This is a genomic window from Clostridium sp. AF35-15 (assembly GCF_003477745.1).
GTDB lineage: Bacteria > Bacillota > Clostridia > Lachnospirales > Lachnospiraceae > Otoolea > Otoolea fessa.
The window spans coordinates 197,385-221,493 of the sequence record NZ_QUDY01000004.1; the positions used below are offsets into that span (position 1 = coordinate 197,385).

The window sequence follows — 24,109 nt, forward strand, 5'->3', positions numbered from 1 at the left end:
TCCTCCTTTTAGTTCTCTTCTAATGCTTCCATCTTCCCAGTCTCACGATTTGCAATCTTCACAACCAAATTCATTCTCTCATCTACTGTCACCTTATCGCCAGGCCCTACTACGGACGTAGCTCCTGTTTCCTCTATGATTGCCGGACCGATAAAGCTGTTACCTGCTTTTAAAGCATCTCGCTTATATACGGCTGTATCCAGCCACTCTCCCATAAAATAAGCTTTTCGAATTTCTTCTGGTTTTGGAAGTTCCTTGCTAATTTCTCCTTTTGAATACAAGTTACTTTTGTCCATTTCCCCAACTACAGAAAGACGCAAACTAACCAACTCCATGGGATCATTCTTCTTAAATCCATAAGAACGCTCATGTGCATCACTGAAATCATTCACAAGCTTATCCCAAACCAGCTGATTCACCGGGCTATTGGGTACCGAAATCGTTAATTCGTAGGCCTGACCAAAATAACGGATATCTATTTTTCTCTCAAAACTTACGCTACTCTCTGATACGCCATCTCGAGCCATTTCTTTTCTTGCTTCAGCCTCTAATTTTTCAAATTTTTCTTCCATATGGTCGAAAGAAACATCTTTTTCATGTTTATGATACGTGCATACTTCATCATATCTAATTGGTGCAACTAATAATCCAAAAGCAGAAAAGTTTCCAGGTTCGATAGGAATAACAACTGTTCCTATATCCAGAGTTCTTGCCAGTTCAACCGCATGAAGTGCTCCCGCTCCTCCATATGGCAGAAGCACAAACTTTCTCGGATCGATTCCTCTTTCTACCGTCATAACTCTAATTGCTCTGACCATGTTGGAATTCGCTACACGAAGAATTCCCTCTGCTACTTCCTCCACTGTCATATTTAATTTTACGGCCAATTTTTCTTCTATCGCTTTCCGTGCAGCCGCCACATCCAGGTGCATTTTTCCACCTAGCAATTTTTCACCCACACGACCTAACACAGCATGAGCATCTGTTACTGTTGGTTCTGTTCCTCCTTTGCTATAACAAACCGGTCCCGGTACTGCTCCTGCACTGCGAGGACCAACCCGAAGCGCTCCGCCAGCATCCAGCCATGCTATAGAGCCTCCTCCTGCTCCAATCGTAGTAATATCTATATGTGGGAATTTTACCGGAAATCCCTCAATCACTCCTTCACCTGTGATACCAATAGAACCATTCTGCACAATTCCTACATCAAATGACGTTCCTCCAAGATCTCCAGTAATAATATTATGATAATCCGTAATCTTGGAAAGAAATTCGGCAGCCAAAACACCTCCAGCCGGACCAGATAATAACGTATTCACACTCTTCTGAGCTGCAATCTGATCGGTCATCATACCTCCAGAAGATTGCATAATAGTCAATGGAGAATTAATCCCATTTTCATCTAATCGTCTACGCAACTGGGATACATATTTCTGCATTCTTGGCTGAACATATGCATTCATAACGGTTGTATTCATTCGTTCAAATTCACGAAACTCCGGCAAAATTTCACTAGATACAGACACTGGAAAATCTGGTGCGATTTCACGAATAACTTCCAACGCTTTTTTCTCATTTTCATCATTCGCATAAGAATGAAGAAAACAGATTGCAATGGATTCCGCTCCCTCTTCCATTAATTCATGAATCGTTTTCTTTAATTCCTCCATATCCAACTGCACCAATACAGTTCCCGTATAATCCATTCTTTCGTCTGCCTCCCGACGAAGATATCGGGGAATTAATGAAGCTGGTTTTCTAGCATGTAAATCATAAAGTTCTGGTCTGCTCTGGCGACCAATATCTAAAACATCTCTAAATCCTTTTGTTGTTATTAATGCTGTTACAGCGCCGTTTCGTTCCAAAAGTGTATTTGTAGCCACTGTCGTTCCATGTGCAACACCCGTCACACAATCTGGTGCTACTCCCAACTCTTCTAAAAGTGCTCTAATTCCGTTCAGAACACCTATACTTTGATCTTCAGGTGTAGAAGGCGTTTTTGCAAAATACACCTTACCATCTTCATTTATTCCGACTACATCGGTAAACGTTCCTCCTACATCTACACCTAATTTCAATTTAGCCATTTTTCATCCTCCTTTATCTCTATCCCTGGTAATAATTTACTTTCGGCATATATTTACTTCCTAGCATCTTATGAAATTCTGGGTATCTTGATTGTTCCGGGTGACGTCCTTTCTTTTCTGTTACATCATTAGCCAGCCATTGTAATGGAATAATGTAAAATAATGGAGTTAAAATTTCATCCATTCCTCCTGGAAGCGAGATAAAACGACCTTTTATTTCAATCTCTTTTTCAAAGCCCTCGTAACCAATAACTGTCACGTGATCCGAATGCTCCTGAGCAAATTGAATCATTCTCTTTATTCGCTCTACTCCAGGTCCCTCGTTTACCAAAAAAATCAAATATGACCACTTTTCAAGACAATGATACGGACCATGCATGTACTCTTCCACATCATATACCTCTACCGGGATTCGCACTCCTTCTAATACCTTAAGAGCCCCTTCTTTAGCTGCAGCTGTTAAAGTACCACCTCCGATAATTGTCACAGATGGAGCAGATTTATACTCCTCCGCAAAATCTTCAATTTCTTCAGATGTACATCTCAAACTTTGCTCCATCCATTTTGGAACTAACGAAATGTCTAATTCCTTACCAGCTAATCCCGCAGCATATAAATACAACATTGCTATAGTCGAAGTAAATCCCTTCGTTTTGGCCCCTACCAGTTCTTCTCCTGTACATGTATCCAAAATCGCCTCAGCACTTTTTCCGCCAGGATTATCAGGCTCGGCTGTTACCATAACGGTTCTAGCCCCATACTCTCTTCCTTTTTCCAAACAATGTATCGTCCCAATACTACGTGCCGTCTGTGAAATTCCTAAAATCAGCGTTTTCTCATCTAGTCGATAATGTGGATAGTAATACAAAAAATCAAATGGGGTAAACACCTGAACCTCTGCATTGAACCATTTTGTAAATGCATATTTAGCCGCAATTGCTGTATGAAGTGAGGTTCCAGAACCAATTAAATAGATTTTATCAAATGGACCTTTTCCCACTATAGAATACACACTATCACACACTTTTTCTGCATTTTGGCAAACTCTTCTAATTGTGTCTGGCTGTTCCAATATACAGCTCTTCATGGTTTGCTTCATTCTATGTATGCCTCCCAACTCTTGTATTTTTCTCTATTTTATTTTTTTACCTGTATGTCCTGCTCTTCGATTTTTTTTGAAGCAAAATTAATTGCTCCTAGAGCTCCTGCTTTTCCTCCCAAGTTTGCCAAACAAATATCCGCCTGAATTGGCGTAAGCCTGCCAACCTCCTCTCGAATCCGCTGAATCACAGATCCCATAGAATCAGAAACTCCACCGCCTATTACAACCTTCTCTGGATTTAAAAGACTAATCGTATTGGCTATCGCAACTGAAAAATCACGAACAAATTTGTCTATTACCGGTATTACTGAGGCATCTCCTCGGCTATATGCTGTAAATAATGCTTCTGCCGAACCAACAATTTGATCCAGTGCCGAGCCAGAACATTTTTTTTCTAAAATTCCCTGTTGTCCTAATTTATTAATTTCCCCTTTTTCCACATCAGAACTTTCTAAATAATATCCTAATTCTCCTGCTCTTCCTTGAGCCCCCAATACCAACTGTCCACCACATACTAATGCTCCGCCAATACCTGTTCCCAATGCAATAAACAACATATCATCCGTCTGTTCACCTGAACCTATCCAACGTTCACCTAATGCTGCCAGATTCACATCATTTCCGACATACACTGGAAATGAAAAATATTCATTCATTAAACTTTGCAAAGGAAATTGATTCCACGATAATGCTTTGGCACGCACCACTGTTCCATCTGAATCCACCGTTCCCGGGACTCCAATTCCCATGCCAAATATCATTTCTCGTTTAATTCCTGCTGCTTCTAATGACTCCTCTACAATCTGGACTAATTCCTCAAACTGATTTTTGGTTGGTATTTTTTTTTCGTACACAATATTACCCACCAAATCTGTTATCAAAAACAAAAGTTTTGTTCCGCCAATATCCATGCCAATACAATACGCAGATTTTGGATTAAATCCCAACATAGTAGATGGGCGTCCAACCCCTGATGGAGACATACAGTCTCCATACTCAACTAGGAGCTTTTTCTTAATTAATTCATCTACAATCGCACTAACTGTTGTTTTACTTAAATTTAATGCCTTTGATATCTGTGCACGGCTAATCGGCTGTTTCTCCTTGACCATATTCAGAATCAATGTCCGATTAATTTTTCGTATTAATTCTAAATGCCCTAAATTTCCATTCTTCTCCATATTACACCCCTTACTCACTTAATTAGTTCAGTGCACTTACTAATTCTTTTAAAAATTACCTCTCGTATTAAGCAAGAGGATTTATATATAAAATACACTTTTATTATTCTGTTTTCAATAGGATTTTTCAACAAAATATCTTTATATTTTCGTAAAAATTACCAAAACGCGTTTCACATAATTTGTTTCTTCAGAAAACTAAATGTCACTTTCAAGATACACGTCCATATATGCTGAACTCTTTTTGCAATGCAATTGATAATTCATAAAATCAATTATATCTAACAAAAATGCAATTACAAACCAAAGATGACAGTAACTGTCAACCTGTAACGAATCAACAATTTCAAGAATGTTTTTACTAACCTTCTATATGGTTCCACACATACCCATGCAGTAGAACTTTCAACATTTCCTTATCTCGCTCTTCCCAGGCGGCTTGTACATTCTCCATATCGAACATGGGCATTCTTCGTAAATCTGATATGCTGAAATCTCCCAAGAGCAGGCGTGGCAAAGGCAACTGAAAGAAACGATAGCAACAAAAAACAGGTCCGGACGCACGGAGAGTAATCAGTGTATCTGAACCTAGCTTTTCTATGGTCTTTCCGATGAATAGCTTGGCTGGCTTTTCATTGAAATTTCTTATGCTTTTTTTCGTTGACATTTAATACTGTTCAATGTATCATATAATCAAGAAATGGGTTTGTTACCGTACAGCTATTGCTTAAGCGGGGTGCTCGTTTCTTTTTTGTGTTCACCATATCGTCCTGTCATTATTCAAGAATGCCTCGGTGCTCTTGTAGCAAAAAGCAGACGCACCCTTTCTTACGTCCTCGAACATTTTTCCGCATCGATCGCCAGCACAAACATTAATGCATCCAGTGCATATTCCGGCTCATTTACCTGAATCACATACGTGTCCGTCATATGGAACAGCTCTTTGCTGACACTGGCAACCGAATATCCCCTTTGATCGAGGATATTATAATCCCATTCCATAATCGAACCGTCGATATGCCAGCCATTGTAATCAATATTGTAATGCGGCATCAGGAAAGAGAATTCTTTACTCAAGCATCCGATATAGGTGCCTTTTTTATATATCTCAAATTTTGGCAGAAATGTCAGTACACGCTGAACAACCATTCCAATTTCATTGCCGTCTGCATCATATATCACCAACTTATGGCCCCAGGACAACTGGCCTTTTACCACATATACTGTATTGCCAAACTCATCATAAATATCATAACTGTCAAACCACGAAAATAACCGCTGTTTAAATAAAAGCTTCATAAAATCACCTCAAATATCATAATCCGTTCTCTTTTGTCCTCGCCCGGAAACAAATCCGATGTGTCAATCTCATCATAAAACATTAGCTGTTCCTCCGTCATCAGACAACTGATATATTCCTCCGATGGATAATAAAAAAACAGCAGTATCTCTCTCGGATTTTCGTAATAGGACTCATATATCCTGGCAAGAACAGAGTGCAATATCTCTACCGAAAATGGATTGAAAAAATAACACCGGTCCACTTCTGAAGGAAGCTCATAGTTCTCCGCACTGCTTAAGATAAAGGAAGTACGGTTTCCGGACACTGCCGTCTCCTTATTTTCTGCTGCCCCCTGATAAATACGTTCATCGTATTCGATTCCGATTGTTTTACTCCTTGTCTGATAGGACAAGTAAAAACAGACTCTTCCCTTGCCGGTTCCATAGTCCAATAAGGTATTATTCTTCCGAATTAATCCGCTGTTCGCCAACCGTTCCAGAACCACGTATGCCGTCGGTTCGTATGGGTATCGGTATTGATCCGCATGCGAATCATCTCTGCCGCTTGTTCGGATTTTCAGAAATCTATCCCATTGGGTCTCATTTTGGTTCATGGTATATCTCCCGTATCATTTACTCGATTCTTATATCTACAGAATATAGGAAATTGGCGGCGCTTGTCAACTTGCAGCTTTGGAAAGAAAAAAATTGCAAATATGTAAATCTCCCATCGTCTTATTATGGGCAGATCTTGTTGTTAATTCTTGGCAAATCTAATATTTCGTACTATAACTATTCTGTACCGTTTTCTCTGTACTGGGCATCTGCTTCCGTAAAGAGAATGTGCCTTGTCACATTCTCTCGCCGGGCGCGGTCGCTTGCAGCATGATTCACAAGATACGGAACCATTCCTTAGGTTTTATTACGAAAGAAGGCTTTTTATGATTTCCCGTCTACTTACCTTAACTGCCTGGTCCATGACACCGCCCGCAGTCTGGTCTCCCTTTCATTTAGTATTTATGCTGATCGGCATCCCGCTCGCCGCCTTTGCCGCATGGAAATTGCGGACGCGCCCCGAAGCGTTCCGTCTGCATCTGCTCTTTGCCTGCGGTGTTTTTCTGGCATTTTCCGAGGTCTACAAACAGCTTTTTCTCTATTACATAGAAAACAACCAGCACTACGACTGGTGGTATTTTCCATTCCAGCTCTGCAGCCTGCCGATGTACCTCTGCCTGCTGCTGCCCTTTGTTCCGCATAAATATCAACGTATTTTTTGCACTTTTATGTATAATTACAACCTGCTCGGTGCCGTCATGGTGTTCGTCGATCCGTCCGGTCTGATGCACCCGTACTGGACGCTGACCCTGCATGGATTTATCTGGCATATCCTTCTGATCTTCATCGGGCTACTCATCGCCTTTTCCCGCATGGTGCTGCCAACCGCCAAAGGATTCTGGCAGTCTACAGCTGTATTTGCGGTCGGATGCGTCATCGCAACCATCATCAATGTTACCTCACATCCGTATGGAAACGCGGATATGTTTTATATCACGCCGTACTACGCGACCACGCAGATTGTGTACTCCCAGATCGCTGCTAAATTTGGAATTTTTGCCGGAAACACGGTGTATGTGCTTTCAATCATTTTGGGCGCATGGCTGCTGCATCTCGTATTTCAAGTCGAACGTCCGTGAGACTTGGCGCGTGATTCTGGTCAGCAAAGCTGGCATATTCGTTGCTGCTCACTCATTCCGTGCACATCAACGGGATTTTACCGATGCTTCGCATTTCAAATCGGCAAAATCTGCTATCGATACGATATCATACGGAATTTTCAGTTCAGAAAATTCCTATCTGCAATTAAAAGAGCGCCAGCCCCGCATTCACAGCCGGGCAGACGCTCTTTTCTATAATAGCTCAATTAATTCACTGTCACGGTAAAATCCACTGAAACGACTCTGTAACAATGGATTTTACCCTTTTATTTTTATTTACTGAATCTCGCTATGGAACTCCTGCAGGGACTTAACCTCCAGATGTCCGTTCTTCTTGATACTTCTCAGCGCCTGTACAGTAGCCTTTGCTGCTGCCATGTTGGTGAAGTACGGAATCTTCGCCTTTACAGCTGCCTTACGGATGTAGCTGTCATCGCCTCTGCCCTTCTTATCGTTCGGGGTATTGATAATGATTGCCACTTCTCCGTTGGTAATCTTATCTAAAATGTTCGGACGGCCTTCGTTGATCTTGCATACCTTCTCAGCCGGAAGTCCTGCTGCTACCATCACATCACAGGTTCTGCCTGTACCCATCAGGGTAAAGCCACACTCGTAGAAGCCTCTTGCAACCTCGATAAGCTCTATCTTATCCTTGTCATTGACACTCAGGAGGACAGTTCCGGAGGAAGGAAGACGTGTCTGGGTTGCTTCCTGTGCCTTGTAGATAGCCTCACCAACGCTGGTGGACATACCAAGAACCTCACCGGTGGAACGCATCTCCGGTCCAAGTACCGGGTCAACCTCCGGGAACATCTTGAACGGGAATACCGGCATCTTAACACCGTAGTGCGGAATCTTCTTCTCTTTCAGTGCCGGAACCGGTGACGGACGACCTGTTAAGTAGGAAGTCATGATATCCGTTGCCAGTTTTACCATCTTGATGTTGCATACTTTGGATACCAGCGGCACGGTACGGGATGCTCTCGGGTTTGCCTCCAGCACGTATACTTCGCCGTCCTCGATTGCATACTGCATGTTCATCAGACCTACTACGTGCATCTCTTTTGCGATACGGCTTGTGTAATCGCGGATTGTCTCTACCTGATCCTTGGTCAGATTTCTGGACGGAAGGATACAAGCGGAGTCTCCGGAGTGGATACCTGCCAGCTCGATATGCTCCATAACTGCCGGAACAAATACGTTCTCGCCGTCGCTGATCGCATCTGCTTCACACTCGGTTGCATGATGCAGGAAACGGTCAATCAGGATCGGACGGTCCGGAGTTACGCCGACAGCTGCTCTCATATAGAAGGTCATCGCTTCATCGTCATGAACAACCTCCATGCCGCGGCCGCCAAGTACATAGGACGGACGAACCATAACCGGGTAACCGATCTTATTAGCAATCTCCAATGCATCTTCTACAGTAACTGCCATGCCTGACTCCGGCATCGGAATCTGCAGTTTATCCATCATCGCACGGAACAGGTCACGATCCTCTGCCATGTCGATGGTTTCCGGAGTTGTACCCAGAATGTTGACACCATATTTCTTCAGGTCTGCTGCCAGGTTCAGCGGTGTCTGGCCACCAAACTGTGCGATAACTCCCAGCGGTTTCTCCTTGTGATAGATGCTTAATACATCTTCCAGAGTCAGCGGCTCGAAATACAGTTTATCGGAGGTATCATAGTCTGTAGATACAGTCTCTGGGTTGCAGTTAACGATAATTGTCTCAAATCCAAGCTCTTTCAGGGCGATAGCTGCATGTACGCAGCAGTAGTCAAACTCAATACCCTGACCGATACGGTTCGGACCGCCGCCCAGAATCATGATCTTCTTGTTGTCGCTGCACGGACTCTGATCCTTGATGTGATAGCTGGAGAAGTAGTATGCAGAATCCGGTGTGGCACTTACGTGTACGCCCTCCCAGCCTTCTACGATACCTTCTTTGGTTCTTGCATCGCGGATCTCTTCCTCTGTAACGCCTAACAGCTCGCTTAAATATTTATCTGCAAAACCGTCCAGCTTCGCCTGGCGGAGAACCTCAACCGGCGGAACCTCGCCCTTATACTGCATCAGGCTTTCTTCCTCTTCTACCAGTTCTTTCATCTGCTGGATGAAGTAATGTTTAATCTTGGTTAATTCGAACAGCTCGTCTACGGTAGCGCCCTTACGAAGTGCCTCGTACATAATGAACTGACGTTCGCTGCTCGGAACATGCAGCATCGCAAGCAGTTCTTTTTTTGTCTTCTTATCGAAGTCTTTCGCATGACCAAGACCGTAGCGGCCTCTCTCCAGGCTTCGGATCGCCTTCTGGAATGCCTCTTTGTAGGTCTTTCCGATACTCATAACCTCGCCGACTGCCTTCATCTGGGTTCCCAGCTTGTCCTCTGCGCCTTTGAACTTCTCAAATGCCCAGCGTGCAAACTTGATAACAATATAGTCGCCGGACGGAACATACTGATCCAGAGTGCCGCTCTTGCCGCATGGAATCTCATCCAGAGTCATACCGGTTGCCAGCATCGCTGATACCAGTGCAATCGGGAAACCAGTTGCCTTGGATGCCAGTGCGGACGAACGGGAGGTTCTCGGGTTGATCTCGATAACAATATCACGGTCTGTCTTCGGATCGTGTGCCCACTGTACGTTGGTACCGCCGATTACCTGGATTGCTTCTACGATCTTGTAGGATTTCTCCTGCAGACGTTTCTGTACTTCTTCCGAAATGGTTAACATCGGAGCAGAACAGAAGGAATCTCCGGTGTGTACGCCCAGCGGATCAATATTTTCAATAAAGCAGACAGTGATCATGTTGTTCTTCGCATCGCGGACAACTTCCAGCTCAAGCTCTTCCCATCCAAGGATAGACTCCTCTACCAGAACCTGACCAACCATGCTGGCCTGCAGGCCTCTTGCACACACGGTCTTCAGTTCTTCTACGTTATATACAAGACCGCCGCCTTCGCCGCCCATGGTGTAAGCCGGACGAAGAACAACCGGATAACCCAGTTTATCTGCGATTGCCAGTGCATCCTCAACGCTGTAGGCAACCTCACTTCTAGCCATCTCGATACCCAGGCTTTCCATTGTATGCTTAAACTCGATACGGTCCTCACCACGCTCGATAGCATCAACCTGAACGCCGATTACTTTAACATCATATTTATCCAGAACACCTGCTGCTGCCAATTCGGAGCAGAGGTTCAGTCCGGACTGTCCACCCAGGTTCGGGAGCAGCGCATCCGGGCGCTCTTTTTCAATGATCTGAGTCAGACGGTCTACGTTCAGCGGCTCAATATAAGTCACATCTGCTGTCTCCGGATCCGTCATAATCGTAGCCGGATTGGAATTGACCAGCACAATCTCATAGCCGAGTTTTCTCAGTGCCTTGCACGCCTGTGTTCCCGAATAATCGAACTCACACGCCTGTCCGATAATGATTGGACCGGAACCGATAATCAATACTTTGTGAATGTCATTTCTCCTCATGTTTTCTCCCTCTCATTGTCTGCTGTTTTTTGGCTTTAAAAAAGCGGCCTCCCGGATCAACTAAAAATCAAGCACCTCCGCGGTGCCTTCACGCGCGTCTGTCTGATCTTCCGTCACCCTGACAGCCTCCGCCAATCGCAGCTCTGCCAGACCCCAGTTAGCCATTATCAGCATTATAATAGAAAGCGCTTTATTTGTAAACAAAAAATTTTACAAAAATCGATCTTTTTTGCTTTTCTTTTTTCAAAATGTATGATATTATAGTAAAGATATACTGGGGTGTTTATTTTGTCCAAAAGGCAGATTTAGACCCTCTTATTTTCGTTCCTGCGCGAGAATGTGCCAAGGCACATTCTTTTTTATTATCTTGTCCTACGAAAATCCTACGAAAAGGAAAGGGGTTATCCATTATGAAAAAAGTTGTCATCATCGACGGTCAGGGCGGACGCATGGGGCGCGCCCTCGTAGAAGAAATCCAGAAACTCTGTCCCGGACAGCCGCTTCTCGCGCTCGGTGCCAACACTACTGCCACTGCCGCGATGATGAAAGCCGGAGCTGCCATGGGCGCCACCGGAGAAAACCCCGTTCTCGTCGCCTGCCGAGATGCCGACCTAATCATCGGACCAATCGGCATCGTCATTGCAGACTCCCTCTTAGGAGAAATCACCCCCGCCATGGCAGCCGCCATCGGACAAAGCCGCGCCCAGAAAATCCTGATTCCTGTCAATGGAAGCTCCTATTGCCGCCATATTTTAGTAGGAACACAGAATTTACCAATGAATGAATATATCCATTTGGCGGCAGAGGAAGCAGCTGCCTACCTGAATCATATTTAAAAAATGCACGAAGCTGAACTCTCATCGTTCCGCTCCGTGCATTTTTCTCCCGGTTTCTTTATCCTTCAAAACCTGCATCTTCAACTCATCCACCCCGGAAAATTTCATCTCCGGCCGCATAAAATCTAAAAAATGAACCTCTATCTTTTTCCCATACAGGTTTTCATCCAGATCATAGATATATGTCTCCGCACCCGCCGGTCGTTCCCCGGCAATCGTCGGTTTTTTTCCAATATTTGTGATACTTCCATAAGAAACACCATCAATCACCGTCCGGGAGAGATATACCCCGAACGCTGGAAGATGTTTCTGGATTCCCGGCAGGATATTCGCCGTCGGAAACCCTAGGGTGGAACCTAAATGCTCCCCGTGTACCACCTGTCCGCTGATCCGGTACTCATATCCCAACAGTTCATTCGCCTTGCGGATATTTCCCTTCGCCAGCTCTTCCCGGATATAGGTGCTGCTGATCTCGCGATCGCCGTCCATCGCCTTTTCAACGATCGACACCTCATATCCATATTTCGGTGCCAGTTTCCGAAGCAGTTCAGCATCGCCCTTCCGCTGGTAGCCAAAATGGCAGTCCGGACCGGACACGATCGCCTTTGCGCCCATCTTGCCGACCAGAATCTCGGCAACAAACTGTTCCGGGTCCATATGTGCGACTTCCTGGTTGAACGGATATTCCACCAGATACTCCACCCCCGCCTCGCGCAGGTTCTCCTCGCGCTCCTCGTTGGTCGTGATCATCGTCTGCAGCTTTCCCCGGATCAAGGTTCCCGGTGCCGTCTCAAAGGTAAACACCGCTGGTTTATATCCTTTTTCCCGATACCGCATCACTTCCCGCAGCAGCTTCTGATGCCCTCTGTGAAGACCGTCAAACTTACCGATCGTGACCGCAGTCGGCTCTTTTATCTGAAATTCTCTGGTTCCGGCAAAATACTGCATCTTACTCTCCTCCCAGAAAGATCTTACGTGGTTTCCATTGTTTCTTCTCCGGCTGATAGGCATAGAGACCGATAAACTGGTTTGCGCTGTCATAGACGCGGATGATTCCAGAATCCGGAAGTACCATCTCTGAGTTTCCATCCGCAGAAACCTGGTGTTCAGCCAAACTGCTTCCGATCTGCACTAAGCAGCCGTCTCTCGGTCCCAGCCCCTTCGGGAATGGATTTCCATTCTGCAGAAGCTTATCCAGAACTTCGCTCTCCGATACATACGCCGGGCAGTCCTCAAACATTCCATCCACCGGCACGATCCTATCCTCGATCTGACCGGCTTTCGCCAGCGCTTCCACCTCGGACAGGCGCAGGCTGTCCCCGATCGCAAATCGATCGACGCGGGTGCGGATCAGTTTTTCCATACAGCCGCCGCATCCCAGCTTTTCACCGATGTCATGGCACAGGGTACGGATGTAGGTTCCCTTGGAACAGGTCACGGTCATCGTCACACGCGGCAGTTCCACCGCATCTATCTGAAGATCATAGATTTCCACCGGACGCGCTGCCCGCTCTACCTCTTTTCCGGCTCTCGCCAACTCGTAGAGCTTCTTTCCGTTGACCTTGAGCGCCGAATACATCGGCGGTACCTGCATATATGGACCAACAAAGCTCTCCGCCGCCCCGCGGACTGCCGGTTCTGTCAGCTGTTCCGTCGGTTTCTCCGAAAGAATCGTTCCTGTCATATCCTGCGTATCGGTTTCGGTTCCCAGCAAAAGAACTGCCTGATACGTCTTCCTCTTATCCGTCAAAAGGTCGCACAGCTTCGTTCCCTTCCCCAGACATACAGGGAGTACGCCCTCCGCTGCCGGATCGAGCGTACCCGTATGACCGATCTTTTTCTGTCTCAAAATGCCCCGGAGCTTCGCCACCACATCGTGGGACGTAAACCCCGGTTCTTTATAAATGTTTATCACACCGTGAAACATAAAATCTCCTAAAAAATCAGAACTATTACCGTCCATGCGCTGTGCACCTGAAAGCAGGCAGCGCAATCAGCAACAGAACCTCCTATTCCTCCCTACGGGCATCCATCTGTTTCTCAATATGTCCCGTCAGGTTGTTGATCACATCCCTCGGATGTCCCTGCATCGTGCAGCCCGCCGCGTGGATGTGTCCGCCGCCGCCGAAATACGCCGCCACCTTGCTCACATCGACATAGTCGTTGGAACGAAGGCTGACCTTGTACTCGTTGAACGCCTTTTCATAGATGAAAATGGCACATTCCACTCCTTCGGTAATCCGGAGCTGATCGATAATGCCATCCAGATCGTTCGTATCGACACCGTAAAACTCCATTTCTTTCTGGGAAACCACACTGAAAATACATCTTCCATCCAGAATCCGTGTACTGCTAAGCAGCGCTTTTCCGAGAATCTGGTTCTGTGCGTAGGTCTTGCGGTAAAAGCTGTCGTCGATGATCTTCGCCGCGTTCACGCCTTTTTCCATCAGCGCGCCCGCGATTTCCATCGTTTTCCGGGTCGTTGAATTGTACTTAAATACACCTGTGTCATGCACAATTCCGGTATAGAGACACTCTGCCGCCTCCCTGCTGATCTTTGCCTCATCAAGAAGCGTGTATAACACTTCGCTGCAGGAGCTTGCGTCCGGAATGATGTAATTTTGTTCTGCAAATCCTGTATTGGTTCTGTGATGATCGATACAGAGTGTCTTGGCGGCGCTGTCAAAATAGACCGCGTAGCCGCCCAGACGCTCTTTGTCGCTGGCATCCAGCGTAATGCACAGATCAAACTGTTTTTCCGGCACAATCTCGGTATGAATTTTCTCAAAATCATTCATATAAGAAAATTTAGCAGCCGGATGGTCGAGAAACAGTTCTGCCTCTATCTGCGGATAATTCTCCCGCAGATAGTTAAGCAGTCCCAGAGTCGTTCCGATACAGTCCCCGTCCGGATGGATGTGACCAAGCAGTACGATGTGCTCCGCCCCTTCCAGTGACGCCTCTAAGATATTTTTACTCATTTTCTTCCTCATCTCCCGATTCTGAGTCTCTGAGGTTTTCAGTTACTTCATCGATCAGGCGGGTCATGTGTACACCGTACTCAATCGACTGATCGAGAATAAATGTAATTTCCGGCGTATTCCGTAAATTAATGCGTTTTGCAAGCTGGGTGCGGACAAATCCGACAGCACTTTTCAGTCCCTGGATCGTATCCTTCGCCGCTTCCTCGTTGCCTAACACGCTGATATACGCCTTGCAGTACTTGAGATCCGGAGTTACCTCCACGGAGACAACCGTTGTCATCGGATGAATCCGCGGATCTTTCAGCTCACGGCTGATGATGGAACTCAGCTCTCTCTGTACTTCACTGTTAATTCTTGTATTTTTAATGCTATTTTTACGCATGAATCCCTCTGCCTTTCTAGCGCGGAACCTCTACCATCGCATATGCTTCGATCATATCGTCTTCCTGCAGATCGTTGAACTTCTCAAATACAAGACCACACTCGTATCCGGAAGCAACTTCCTTCACGTCGTCCTTGAAACGCTTTAAGGATGCCAGCGGACCATCGAAGATCTGCTCGCCGTCACGGGTAATACGTGCCTTGCAGCCTCTCTGGAATTTACCATCCAGGACGTAGGAACCAGCGATAGTACCAACGCCGGAAGCCTTGAAGGTCTGACGTACAACGGCGTGACCGATTACCTGCTCCTCGTAGATCGGGTCAAGCATACCCTTCATCGCTGCCTCGACATCCTCGATTGCCTGATAGATGACGCGGTAGAGACGAACGTCTACTTTCTCACGCTCTGCGATGGACTTCGCGGTTGCGTCCGGGCGCACATTGAAACCAATAATGATCGCGTTGGATGCGGCTGCCAGACTGACGTCGGACTCGTTGATCGCACCAACACCGCCGTGGATGACCTTGACTACAACTTCCTCGTTGGACAGCTTCATCAGGCTCTGTTTTACTGCCTCGACAGAACCCTGTACATCTGCCTTGACGATCAGTGGAAGTTCCTTTACATTTCCTGCCTTGATCTGGGAGAACAGATCGTCCAGGGAAAGCTTCATCTTTGTATCTTCAATTAACTTATTCTTGCTCTCAGAGATAAAGGTTTCTGCAAAGCTTCTTGCCTCTTTCTCGTTCTCCGGCTGTACAAATACCTCGCCGGCGTTCGGCACGTCATTAAGACCCAGAATCTCGACCGGAGTGGACGGACCAGCCTCTTTGACGCGGCGTCCCTTATCGTCCATCATCGCACGGACACGGCCGTAGCAGGCACCTGCCGCGATCGGATCACCGACATGCAGGGTACCCTTCTGTACCAGGACGGTTGCAACCGGACCTTTACCCTTATCCAGCTCCGCCTCGATGACAAGACCTCTCGCATTACGGTTCGGGTTTGCCTTTAACTCTTTGACCTCTGCGGTCAGAAGGATCATCTCAAGCAGTTCCTTGATACCTTCCTTGGTATGTGCAGATACCGGAACGAAGATGGTGCTGCCGCCCCAGTCCTCCGGAACCAGTTCGTACTCGATAAGCTCCTGTTTTACCTTCTCAATATTGGCACTCGGCTTATCGATCTTGTTGATCGCTACAATGATCTCAACCCCTGCTGCCTTCGCATGGTTGATCGCCTCGATGGTCTGCGGCATAACACCGTCATCTGCTGCAACAACGAGGATTGCAATATCAGTGGATTTTGCACCACGCATACGCATTGCGGTAAATGCCTCATGTCCCGGCGTATCGAGGAATGTGATCTTCTGTCCGTTGATCTCTACCATGTACGCACCGATGTGCTGGGTGATACCGCCTGCCTCTTTTGCAGTTACATTGGTCTGGCGGATTGCATCCAGAAGGGAGGTTTTACCATGATCGACATGACCCATAACGCATACAACCGGCGGACGGGTTACCATGTCCTTCTCATCCTCTTCTTCCTCTTTCAGAAGTTCCTCGATGACGTCAACCTTGACCTCTTTCTCACAGAGTACGTCAAACTCCATCGCGATCTCTTCTGCCTGCTCGTAATCTACTTCCTGATTGATGGTGACAACCTTGCCCTGTAAGAAGAGTTTCTTTACAATGACAGACGGCTGAAGTTTCATCTTGTCTGCCAGATCCTTGATGGTAATTACCTCCGGGATCGTGATTGTCTTGATCTCCTCAACCTTTGCCTCCTTCTTCTGCGGCGGCTGAACAGCGCTCTTTACGTTCTTTCCGCCTCTTCCCTTGGAGTGCATCTCTTCCTCATGGTCGATCTTGCTGTATTTATCGTTCTTGTAATTATTCTTATTCTGCTTGTTGTTCTGCGGTTTCTGTACAACCGGGCTGTCGAAGGATGGCTTCGGAATATTTAAACCGCCGCGTCCATCGCGTCCGCCTCTCTGACCATCACGACCGCCCTGATAGCCGCCGCTTCTCTGTCCGTCACGATTTCCCTGATAGCCGCCGCTTCTCTGTCCGTCACGGCTTCCCTGGTAGCCGCCGCTTCTCTGTCCGTCGCGGCTTCCCTGATAGCCGCCGCTTCTCTGTCCGTCACGGTTTCCCTGATAGCCGCCGCTTCTCTGTCCGTCGCGGTTTCCCTGATAGCCGCCGCTTCTCTGTCCGTCGCGGCTTCCCTGATAGCCGCCGCTTCTCTGTCCGTCGCGGTTTCCCTGATAGCCGCCGCTTCTCTGTCCGTCGCGGTTTCCCTGATAGCCGCCGCTTCTCTGTCCGTCACGGCTTCCCTGGTAGCCGCCGCTTCTCTGTCCGTCGCGGCTTCCCTGATAGCCGCCGCTTCTCTGTCCGTCACGGTTTCCCTGATAGCCGCCGCTTCTCTGTCCGTCGCGGTTTCCCTGATAGCCGCCGCTTCTCTGTCCGTCGCGGCTTCCCTGATAGCCGCCGCTTCTCTGTCCGTCGCGGTTTCCCTGATAGCCGCCGCTTCTCTGTCCGTCGCGGTTTCCCTGATAGCCGCCGCTTCTCTGTCCGTCACGGCTTCCCTGGTAGCCGCCGCTTCTCTGTCCGTCGCGGCTTCCCTGATAGCCGCCGCTTCTCTGTCCGTCACGGTTTCCCTGATAGCCGCCGCTTCTCTGTCCGTCGCGGTTTCCCTGATAGCCGCCGCTTCTCTGTCCGTCGCGGCTTCCCTGATAGCCGCCGCTTCTCTGTCCGTCGCGGTTTCCCTGATAGCCGCCGCTTCTCTGTCCGTCGCGGTTTCCCTGATAGCCGCCGCTTCTCTGTCCGTCACGGCTTCCCTGGTAGCTGCCGCTTCTCTGTCCGTCGCGGTTTCCCTGATAGCCGCTTCTCTGTCCGTCACGGTTCTCTGCCGGAGCTGCGCTCTTAGCCGGCTGTACGGTCTGCTCTGCGCCTGCTGCTGCCGGACGGCTTGCCGGTGCGCCGGTCTTGGCTGCGTTTCCTGCATTACCCTTGCCTGCTGGACGGCTTCCTCTCTGTACGCTGTTCTGCGGACGATAAACCGCTGCAATCCGCTTTTTCGGCGGCTCAGTTGTCTTCTCCGCCTCTTTCTTCTCTGCCTCTAACGGCTCTTTCTTTATATCTTCCACTCGATTTGTTTCCGCCTTTCCTGTATCTGTCTTTGACGCTGTCGTCTGTCTCTTTGCTCCTGCAAGGAAGCATCTGACTACTTCTGCCTGTTCCTCCGTCACCTTGGAAGAATGGCTTTTTACGTCAAAATGGTTTTTCTGCAGTATCTCTAAAACTTCTTTATTTGATTTGCCAATCTGTTTTGACAACTCATTAACTCTCATGTTTTGCTACCTCCGTTCCGGCACTGCCTTCCCGTTCTGCATAAGCTCCTAAAAGAGCCCGCCCAGAAAAGCGTTAATCATCTAACTTCTCTCTTAACGCCTTTGCAAAACCGGAATCCAAAACGGCCAGAGACGCTCTCATCTCTTTTCCCATCGCGTGTCCCAGCTCTTCCTTCATGCCGAACTGGTACACGGGAACCTTGTAGTATGCACATGAATTTTCAAACATCTTTTTTGTATTGTCCGACGCTTCTTCTGACACGATCACCAGATACGCTTTTCCACTCTTGATCGCTTTCTCGGTCATGAACTCGCCGCTTGCCGTCTTACCGGCGCGCGTCGCCAGTCCCAGAAGATTCAGCACCTTTTTACGATTCTCCAAACTGCTCCATCTCCTTTTCCAGCGTCTCATAGACTTCCTTCGGAATCGCCATCTTGAGCGACCGCTCCAATCCTTTGCTCTTTACCGCCTTTTTCCAGCAGTCCATCGAAGGACAGAGGTAGGCGCCGCGTCCATTCCTACGGCCTGTCGCGTCAATCTCGATCGTATCGTCGGCTGTCTTTAAAACGCGGATCATTTCTTTTTTGCTCTTCATTTCTCCGCATCCGATGCACTGTCTGAGCGGCACTTTCTTTGCTCCCACTGTCTATCACTTCCATTTCTGTCAAATCCCGGTTCTGCTGCTTTCTTTCTGCCAAATCTGCTCGTTCCGCCCGAAATCAGCATCCCCGCACATTATCTGTCAGGATTATTCCTGCTCCGCTGCCGGCTCTTCTGTGCCCTCAGCCGCCTCATTTTCTGCTGCCTCGGCTGCGTCTTCCTCTGCCACGCTGATCAGCGGGTCATCGGTGTAGCCCTCGAAGCCTTCCTCATAACCGCTCTCAAGCTCATCTAAAAGACCGGACTCTCTTGCCTGTGTCTCGCTCTTGATATCGATCTTGAAGCCGGTCAGGCGGGCTGCCAGGCGTGCATTCTGACCCTCTTTACCGATTGCCAGGGAAAGCTGGTAATCCGGAACGATCACCTGTGCCTCGCGTGCTTCCTCATCTGCTGCAACCAGGATAACCTTTGCCGGGCTTAATGCGTTCTCAATCAGGAATGCAGGGTTGTCATCCCAGTTGATGATATCGATCTTCTCACCGCGCAGCTCATTGACAACCGCGCTGACACGCGCGCCGTTTAAGCCGACACATGCACCGACCGGATCGACGTTCGGGTCGTTGGAGCTGACTGCCATCTTCGTACGGGAACCTGCCTCACGTGCGATCGCCTTGATCTCTACGGTACCGTCTCGGACCTCGGCAACCTCAGACTCAAAAAGGCGTTTTACCAGATCTGGATGGCTTCTGGATACGGTGATACGCGGGTCGCGCTGTGTCTCTTTTACTTCGATGACATACAGTTTGATACGCTCGGTCGGTTTGAATACCTCGCCCTTTACCTGCTCACTCTCGTTCAGGATCGTGTCGATCTTGCCTAAGTTGATGCTGATGTTGCGTCCTACATAGCGCTGTACGATACCAGTTACGATATCTTTCTCTCTGCAGTGCCACTCCTCATACAGGGCGTTGCGCTCTGCCTCACGAAGTTTCTGTAAGATAACATTCTTCGCGTTCTGAACGGCGATACGTCCAAACTCCTTGGAATTGACAGAGAACTGAACGACATCGCCCAGCTCATACTTGCTGTTTAAGAGCTTTGCCTCTGCCAGGCTTACCTGGGTCATCGGATCCTCTACGGTCTCCACAACCTCACGCTCTGCCACGATGGAAAAATCTCCTGTTTCACGGTTGATGTTTACCTTGACATTATCTGCCCGGCCATAATTGTTTTTGTATGCTGTCAGCAGAGAATTTTCAATTGCTTCTAAAAGAACATCTTTGCTGATATTGTTTTCTTTTTCCAGCAGATTTATTGCCTCAATCAACTCTTTATTCATTTTATTTTATCTCCTCCTACCGTCTAAAAATCAAAGGCTAAACGAATCAAAGCAATCTCTGATTTTTCAAATGTACGCTCGCTGCCGTCCTCCATCGTGATTGTCACAGAATCTGCGTCATAGGACGTAAGCGTTCCTGTAAATTCCTTCTGTTTGTCGATCGCTTTATACAGGCGGATCTCCACATCTTTGCCGATGCTTCTTGCAAAATCTTTCTCTTTCTTCAGAGGACGTCCCAGTCCCGGAGAACTCACCTCCAATATATAGCTGTCCTCGATGAAATCTTCCTTATCCAGCCATTCACCAAGCAGACGGCTGATTACCTCGCAGTCATCAACGGTAATACCGCCCTCTTTGTCAATGTAGCACCGCAGATACCAGACACCGACCTCGCGGACATACTCCACATCAACCAACTCAAACTGATGCTGCTCCAGAACCGGCGTGATCCACGCCTCTACCCGTGCTTCGTACTGCTCTCCCTTTGCCATACCCCCACCACCTTTCTATGAAATTAGAAAGAGTGGACTTTTTTGTCCACTCTTTCCAGTCAGTCTATTATGTTATCGTGCCTAGTATAACATGCTTTTTTCGGAAGTTCAAGAGGTATTTCCTATTGTTTCTCTTTATTTACCGAATACAGCCTCATAATCTGCTTTGAATTTCTCGATACCAGCATCGGTCAGCGGGTGTTTTACCATCTGCATCAGAACCTTAAACGGAACAGTTGCGATGTCAGCGCCAGCCTTCGCGCACTCGATGATGTGCATCGGATGTCTGGTGGAAGCACAGATAATCTCGGTGGAAATCTCCGGATAATTGTCAAAGATCTCTACGATATCGTAAATCAGGTCTGTACCGTTGGTGGAGATGTCATCCAGACGGCCTAAGAACGGAGAAACGTATGTAGCGCCTGCTCTTGCAGCCAGAAGTGCCTGGTTGGCAGTAAAGATCAGGGTTACATTGGTCTTGATGCCCTCAGCGGACAGAGCTTTCACAGCCTTTAAGCCCTCGGTAGTCATCGGGATTTTAACAACCATGTTCGGATGAATCTTAGCGATCTCACGGCCCTCAGCGATCATATCCTCTGCCTTCACAGTCGTAGCCTTAACCTCACCGGAAATCGGTCCGTCTACAATGCTGGTGATCTCTTTGATAACCTCATTAAAATCACGGCCTTCTTTTGCAATCAGAGACGGGTTTGTGGTAACGCCACAGATAATACCCATATCATTCGCTTCACGGATCTCATCAACATTCGCGGTATCAATAAAAAATTTCATTTCCCATATCCTCCTAATTTTTATAAGATAGATAGCCAGTATCTCCTATATCTGCTATACATAAGTATACCATACTTGTCCCATCTATTTCCATACTTGAATCTATATTTTACAAATTGTTACTGTTCACGCATACGTGCCCAGTAACTACAAATCCCCCTGTCCGTAATACGCCCCCGGGCCATGCTTCCGCAGATAATGTTTATCCTGCAGGCACTGCGGCGCTTCCTTCACATCCGGATTGATCATCTCGCAGCGCGCCGCCATCTTGGCAACCTCCTCGAGTACAACCGCGTTGTGAACCGCCTCATGGGCATCCTTGCCCCAGGTAAACGGTCCATGGTTCTTGCAGAGCACACATGGCACAGCCATCGGGTCAAGCTTCCTCTCCTCGAACAAATCTGCGATCAGCACGCCTGTGTTCCACTCATAATTCTTTAATTCTTCCTCATTTAAGTTTCTCGCGCATGGAACGGAACCGTAGATATAATCTGCATGGGTCGTTCCGTAGCACGGAATGTCGCGTCCCGCCTGCGCCCAGGAAGTCGCCCACGGACTGTGCGTGTGAACCACGCCGCCGATCTTCGGAAAACGGTTATAAAGAATCAGGTGGGTTTTTGTATCAGAGGACGGATTCAGCGTTCCCTCAACGCGATTTCCTTCCAGATCCATGACAACCATATCATCTGGCGTCAGTTTGTCATAGTCCACGCCAGACGGTTTGATGACAAACAGCCCCTTCTCACGGTCAATCCCGGAAACATTGCCCCAGGTAAAAGTAACCAGACCGTATTTCGGAAGCAGCATATTGGCTTCGTATACTTCTTTTTTTAATTCTTCCAGCATCGATTAAAACCTTCCTTCTACGGCGCCTCTCTCGGCAGCCAGACCATTGATATAGCTTGTCATAAACGCATTGAAGCCCTCGACATCCTTTGCATTCGGCTCCATCGTCTCCGCCTTTGCATCTGCAAACACCTGCTCATTTAAGTAATCGGACAAGCTCTGTCCCGGCTTCTTATCCTTGCGGTACGCCGCCAGAACCGCGATACCCCAGGCACCGCCCTCACCGGCTGTCTCCATAACGGATACCGGCACGTCAGCCGCTGCCGCCATGATACGCTGTCCAACACCCTTGGTCTTGAAGAATCCGCCATGACCCATCAGTTTATCCAGTGTCACGTGCTCTTCCTTGAACAGAATGTCCAGACCATATTTCAGGGTTGCCAGGGAACTGTATAAGTGGGTACGCATGAAGTTTGCCAGTCCCAGCTTGCTGTCGGGATGGCGCATAAACAGCGGGCGTCCCTCCTCGAAGTCGGTGATCGGCTCGCCGGAGAGGTAGCAGTAGGACATCAGTCCTCCGCAATCTTCATCGCCCTCAAGCGCCTTGCGGTACAGGGTTCCAAACAGGGTGTTGCGGTCTGTTTTCTGACCCATCAGCTCATAGAACTCTTCAAACAGACCTACCCAGGCATTCAGATCGGAGGTACAGTTGTTGCAGTGAACCATGCCGACCAGATGACCGTCCGGCGTAGTTACCATGTCAATCTCCTGGTGAACCGTCTCCAGAGTCTTTTCCAGAACAACCATTGCAAATACGGAAGTTCCGGCAGATACGTTACCGGTGCGGACTGCCACACTATTGGTTGCAGTCATACCGGTTCCTGCATCGCCCTCCGGCGGGCACAGCGGAATGCCAGCTTCCAGATTGCCGCTCTCATCCAGCAGCTTCGCGCCTTCCTCAGTCAGCGTTCCCGCCTCATCGCCAGCGCTCAGAACCTCCGGCAGAAGGTCGCGCAGCTTCCACGGATATCCCTTCGGAACCATCATTTCTTCGAATTTATCCAGCATTTCAGCATCATACTGTCCGGTTGCCGGGTCGATCGGGAACATACCCGAAGCATCGCCGACGCCAAGTACCTGCTTACCGGTCAGTTTCCAATGTACATATCCGGCTAAGGTGGTCAGAAAATGCACGCGGGATACATGCTCCTCGCCGTTGATTACCGCCTGATACAGGTGTGCAATACTCCATCTCTGCGGGATATTGTAGTTAAACAGATCCGTCAGGCGTCTTGCTGCCTCGGCGGTCATCGTATTTCTCCAGGTACGGAACGGAACGAGCAGTTTTCCGTCCGCATCAAATGCCATATAGCCGTGCATCATGGCGCTGACGCCCATCGCACCAACCTTTTTAAGCGTTAAACCGTATTGTTTCTTCACATCGGCAGCCAGATCCGCGTAGCAGTCCTTTAAGCCTTTCCAGATATCTTCCAGGGAATAGGTCCAGATACCATTTTCCAGACGGTTTTCCCACTCATAGCTCCCCTGCGCGATCGGCGCGGTCGTGCCGTCCGTCAAGACTGCCTTGATTCGGGTCGAACCAAATTCAATTCCGAGCGCTGTATTTCCGCTCTCTATGTCTTTCTTGATCTCTTCCGCACTGCGGCCCATATCCATCCTCCTCATTGTAG

Annotated in this window: 20 protein-coding genes; 2 read left to right on the forward strand and 18 right to left on the reverse strand. The window is 48.0% G+C overall.

Features of this window, described 5'->3' with window-relative positions; all coding sequences use genetic code 11:
* Positions 1-8: 8 nt before the first annotated feature.
* From DWZ76_RS06525 to DWZ76_RS06550, 5 genes are all read right to left on the reverse strand, one after another.
* On the reverse strand, positions 9-2,087 hold the full coding sequence (locus tag DWZ76_RS06525; RefSeq protein WP_118472212.1) for a hydantoinase/oxoprolinase family protein: 2,079 nt from the start codon (positions 2,085-2,087) through the stop codon (positions 9-11).
* A 19-nt stretch (positions 2,088-2,106) separates the two neighbouring features.
* Positions 2,107-3,186, reverse strand: a complete 1,080-nt coding sequence (locus tag DWZ76_RS06530; protein WP_118468274.1) for an SIS domain-containing protein — start codon at positions 3,184-3,186, stop codon at positions 2,107-2,109.
* 38 nt (positions 3,187-3,224) lie between these two features.
* Positions 3,225-4,370, reverse strand: coding sequence for an ROK family transcriptional regulator (locus tag DWZ76_RS06535; RefSeq protein ID WP_117796220.1), 1,146 nt, complete (start codon positions 4,368-4,370; stop codon positions 3,225-3,227).
* Positions 4,371-5,198: 828 nt separating this feature from the next.
* Positions 5,199-5,669, reverse strand: a complete 471-nt coding sequence (locus tag DWZ76_RS06545) for an LURP-one-related family protein (protein WP_117796222.1) — start codon at positions 5,667-5,669, stop codon at positions 5,199-5,201.
* Positions 5,666-6,265 carry a methyltransferase domain-containing protein gene (locus tag DWZ76_RS06550; RefSeq protein ID WP_118472213.1) on the reverse strand — a complete coding sequence of 200 codons (600 nt, stop codon included), beginning with the start codon at positions 6,263-6,265 and terminating at the stop codon, positions 5,666-5,668. Before DWZ76_RS06550 ends, DWZ76_RS06545 begins: the two co-directional genes overlap by 4 nt.
* A 327-nt stretch (positions 6,266-6,592) precedes the next feature.
* On the opposite strand from DWZ76_RS06550, the gene DWZ76_RS06555 reads away from it, so the two are divergent.
* Complete coding sequence (locus tag DWZ76_RS06555; RefSeq protein ID WP_118472214.1) at positions 6,593-7,345, forward strand: YwaF family protein; 753 nt, start codon at positions 6,593-6,595, stop codon at positions 7,343-7,345.
* 297 nt (positions 7,346-7,642) lie between these two features.
* Here the strand turns inward: DWZ76_RS06555 and carB are convergent, their stop codons facing one another.
* The gene (carB, locus tag DWZ76_RS06560) at positions 7,643-10,855 is read right to left on the reverse strand and encodes a carbamoyl-phosphate synthase large subunit (RefSeq protein WP_118472215.1); all 3,213 of its coding nucleotides are present in this window, start codon (positions 10,853-10,855) and stop codon (positions 7,643-7,645) included.
* Positions 10,856-11,265: 410 nt separating this feature from the next.
* Between carB and DWZ76_RS06565 the strand changes: the two genes are divergently transcribed.
* Positions 11,266-11,691, forward strand: a complete 426-nt coding sequence (locus DWZ76_RS06565; RefSeq protein ID WP_118472216.1) for a DUF3842 family protein — start codon at positions 11,266-11,268, stop codon at positions 11,689-11,691.
* A gap of 21 nt (positions 11,692-11,712) precedes the next feature.
* Here the strand turns inward: DWZ76_RS06565 and DWZ76_RS06570 are convergent, their stop codons facing one another.
* The 12 genes from DWZ76_RS06570 to DWZ76_RS06625 all read right to left on the reverse strand — a co-directional run bounded on the left by DWZ76_RS06570 (position 11,713) and on the right by DWZ76_RS06625 (position 24,089).
* The gene (locus DWZ76_RS06570) at positions 11,713-12,639 is read right to left on the reverse strand and encodes a bifunctional riboflavin kinase/FAD synthetase (protein ID WP_118472217.1); all 927 of its coding nucleotides are present in this window, start codon (positions 12,637-12,639) and stop codon (positions 11,713-11,715) included.
* Position 12,640: 1 nt separating this feature from the next.
* The gene (truB, locus tag DWZ76_RS06575) at positions 12,641-13,618 is read right to left on the reverse strand and encodes a tRNA pseudouridine(55) synthase TruB (RefSeq protein ID WP_022360142.1); all 978 of its coding nucleotides are present in this window, start codon (positions 13,616-13,618) and stop codon (positions 12,641-12,643) included.
* An 82-nt stretch (positions 13,619-13,700) separates the two neighbouring features.
* Positions 13,701-14,672: a bifunctional oligoribonuclease/PAP phosphatase NrnA gene (locus DWZ76_RS06580; RefSeq protein WP_118472218.1), complete on the reverse strand. Its 972-nt coding sequence runs from the start codon at positions 14,670-14,672 to the stop codon at positions 13,701-13,703.
* Entirely contained in the window at positions 14,665-15,057 is a 393-nt protein-coding gene (rbfA, locus tag DWZ76_RS06585; protein ID WP_022360140.1) for a 30S ribosome-binding factor RbfA, read from the reverse strand. The genes DWZ76_RS06580 and rbfA overlap by 8 nt, the downstream gene beginning before the upstream one ends.
* Positions 15,058-15,073: 16 nt before the next feature.
* Positions 15,074-18,409, reverse strand: coding sequence for a translation initiation factor IF-2 (gene infB / locus DWZ76_RS06590; RefSeq protein ID WP_118472219.1), 3,336 nt, complete (start codon positions 18,407-18,409; stop codon positions 15,074-15,076).
* A gap of 73 nt (positions 18,410-18,482) precedes the next feature.
* A complete protein-coding gene (locus DWZ76_RS06595) occupies positions 18,483-18,791 on the reverse strand; it encodes a ribosomal L7Ae/L30e/S12e/Gadd45 family protein (protein ID WP_107000578.1) in 309 nt (102 codons plus the stop codon).
* A complete protein-coding gene (locus DWZ76_RS06600; protein WP_107000579.1) occupies positions 18,778-19,053 on the reverse strand; it encodes a YlxR family protein in 276 nt (91 codons plus the stop codon). Before DWZ76_RS06600 ends, DWZ76_RS06595 begins: the two co-directional genes overlap by 14 nt.
* Before the next feature lie 105 nt (positions 19,054-19,158).
* A complete protein-coding gene (gene nusA / locus DWZ76_RS06605) occupies positions 19,159-20,349 on the reverse strand; it encodes a transcription termination factor NusA (RefSeq protein ID WP_107000580.1) in 1,191 nt (396 codons plus the stop codon).
* A 23-nt stretch (positions 20,350-20,372) separates the two neighbouring features.
* Positions 20,373-20,840, reverse strand: coding sequence for a ribosome maturation factor RimP (rimP, locus tag DWZ76_RS06610; RefSeq protein ID WP_118468290.1), 468 nt, complete (start codon positions 20,838-20,840; stop codon positions 20,373-20,375).
* A 135-nt stretch (positions 20,841-20,975) separates the two neighbouring features.
* Positions 20,976-21,632 (reverse strand): fructose-6-phosphate aldolase, encoded by a 657-nt coding sequence (gene fsa / locus DWZ76_RS06615; protein ID WP_022358583.1) that lies wholly within the window; start codon positions 21,630-21,632, stop codon positions 20,976-20,978.
* A 147-nt stretch (positions 21,633-21,779) separates the two neighbouring features.
* On the reverse strand, positions 21,780-22,478 hold the full coding sequence (locus DWZ76_RS06620; RefSeq protein ID WP_118472220.1) for an L-ribulose-5-phosphate 4-epimerase: 699 nt from the start codon (positions 22,476-22,478) through the stop codon (positions 21,780-21,782).
* 3 nt (positions 22,479-22,481) lie between these two features.
* A complete protein-coding gene (locus DWZ76_RS06625) occupies positions 22,482-24,089 on the reverse strand; it encodes an FGGY-family carbohydrate kinase (protein WP_118472221.1) in 1,608 nt (535 codons plus the stop codon).
* Positions 24,090-24,109: the final 20 nt, after the last annotated feature.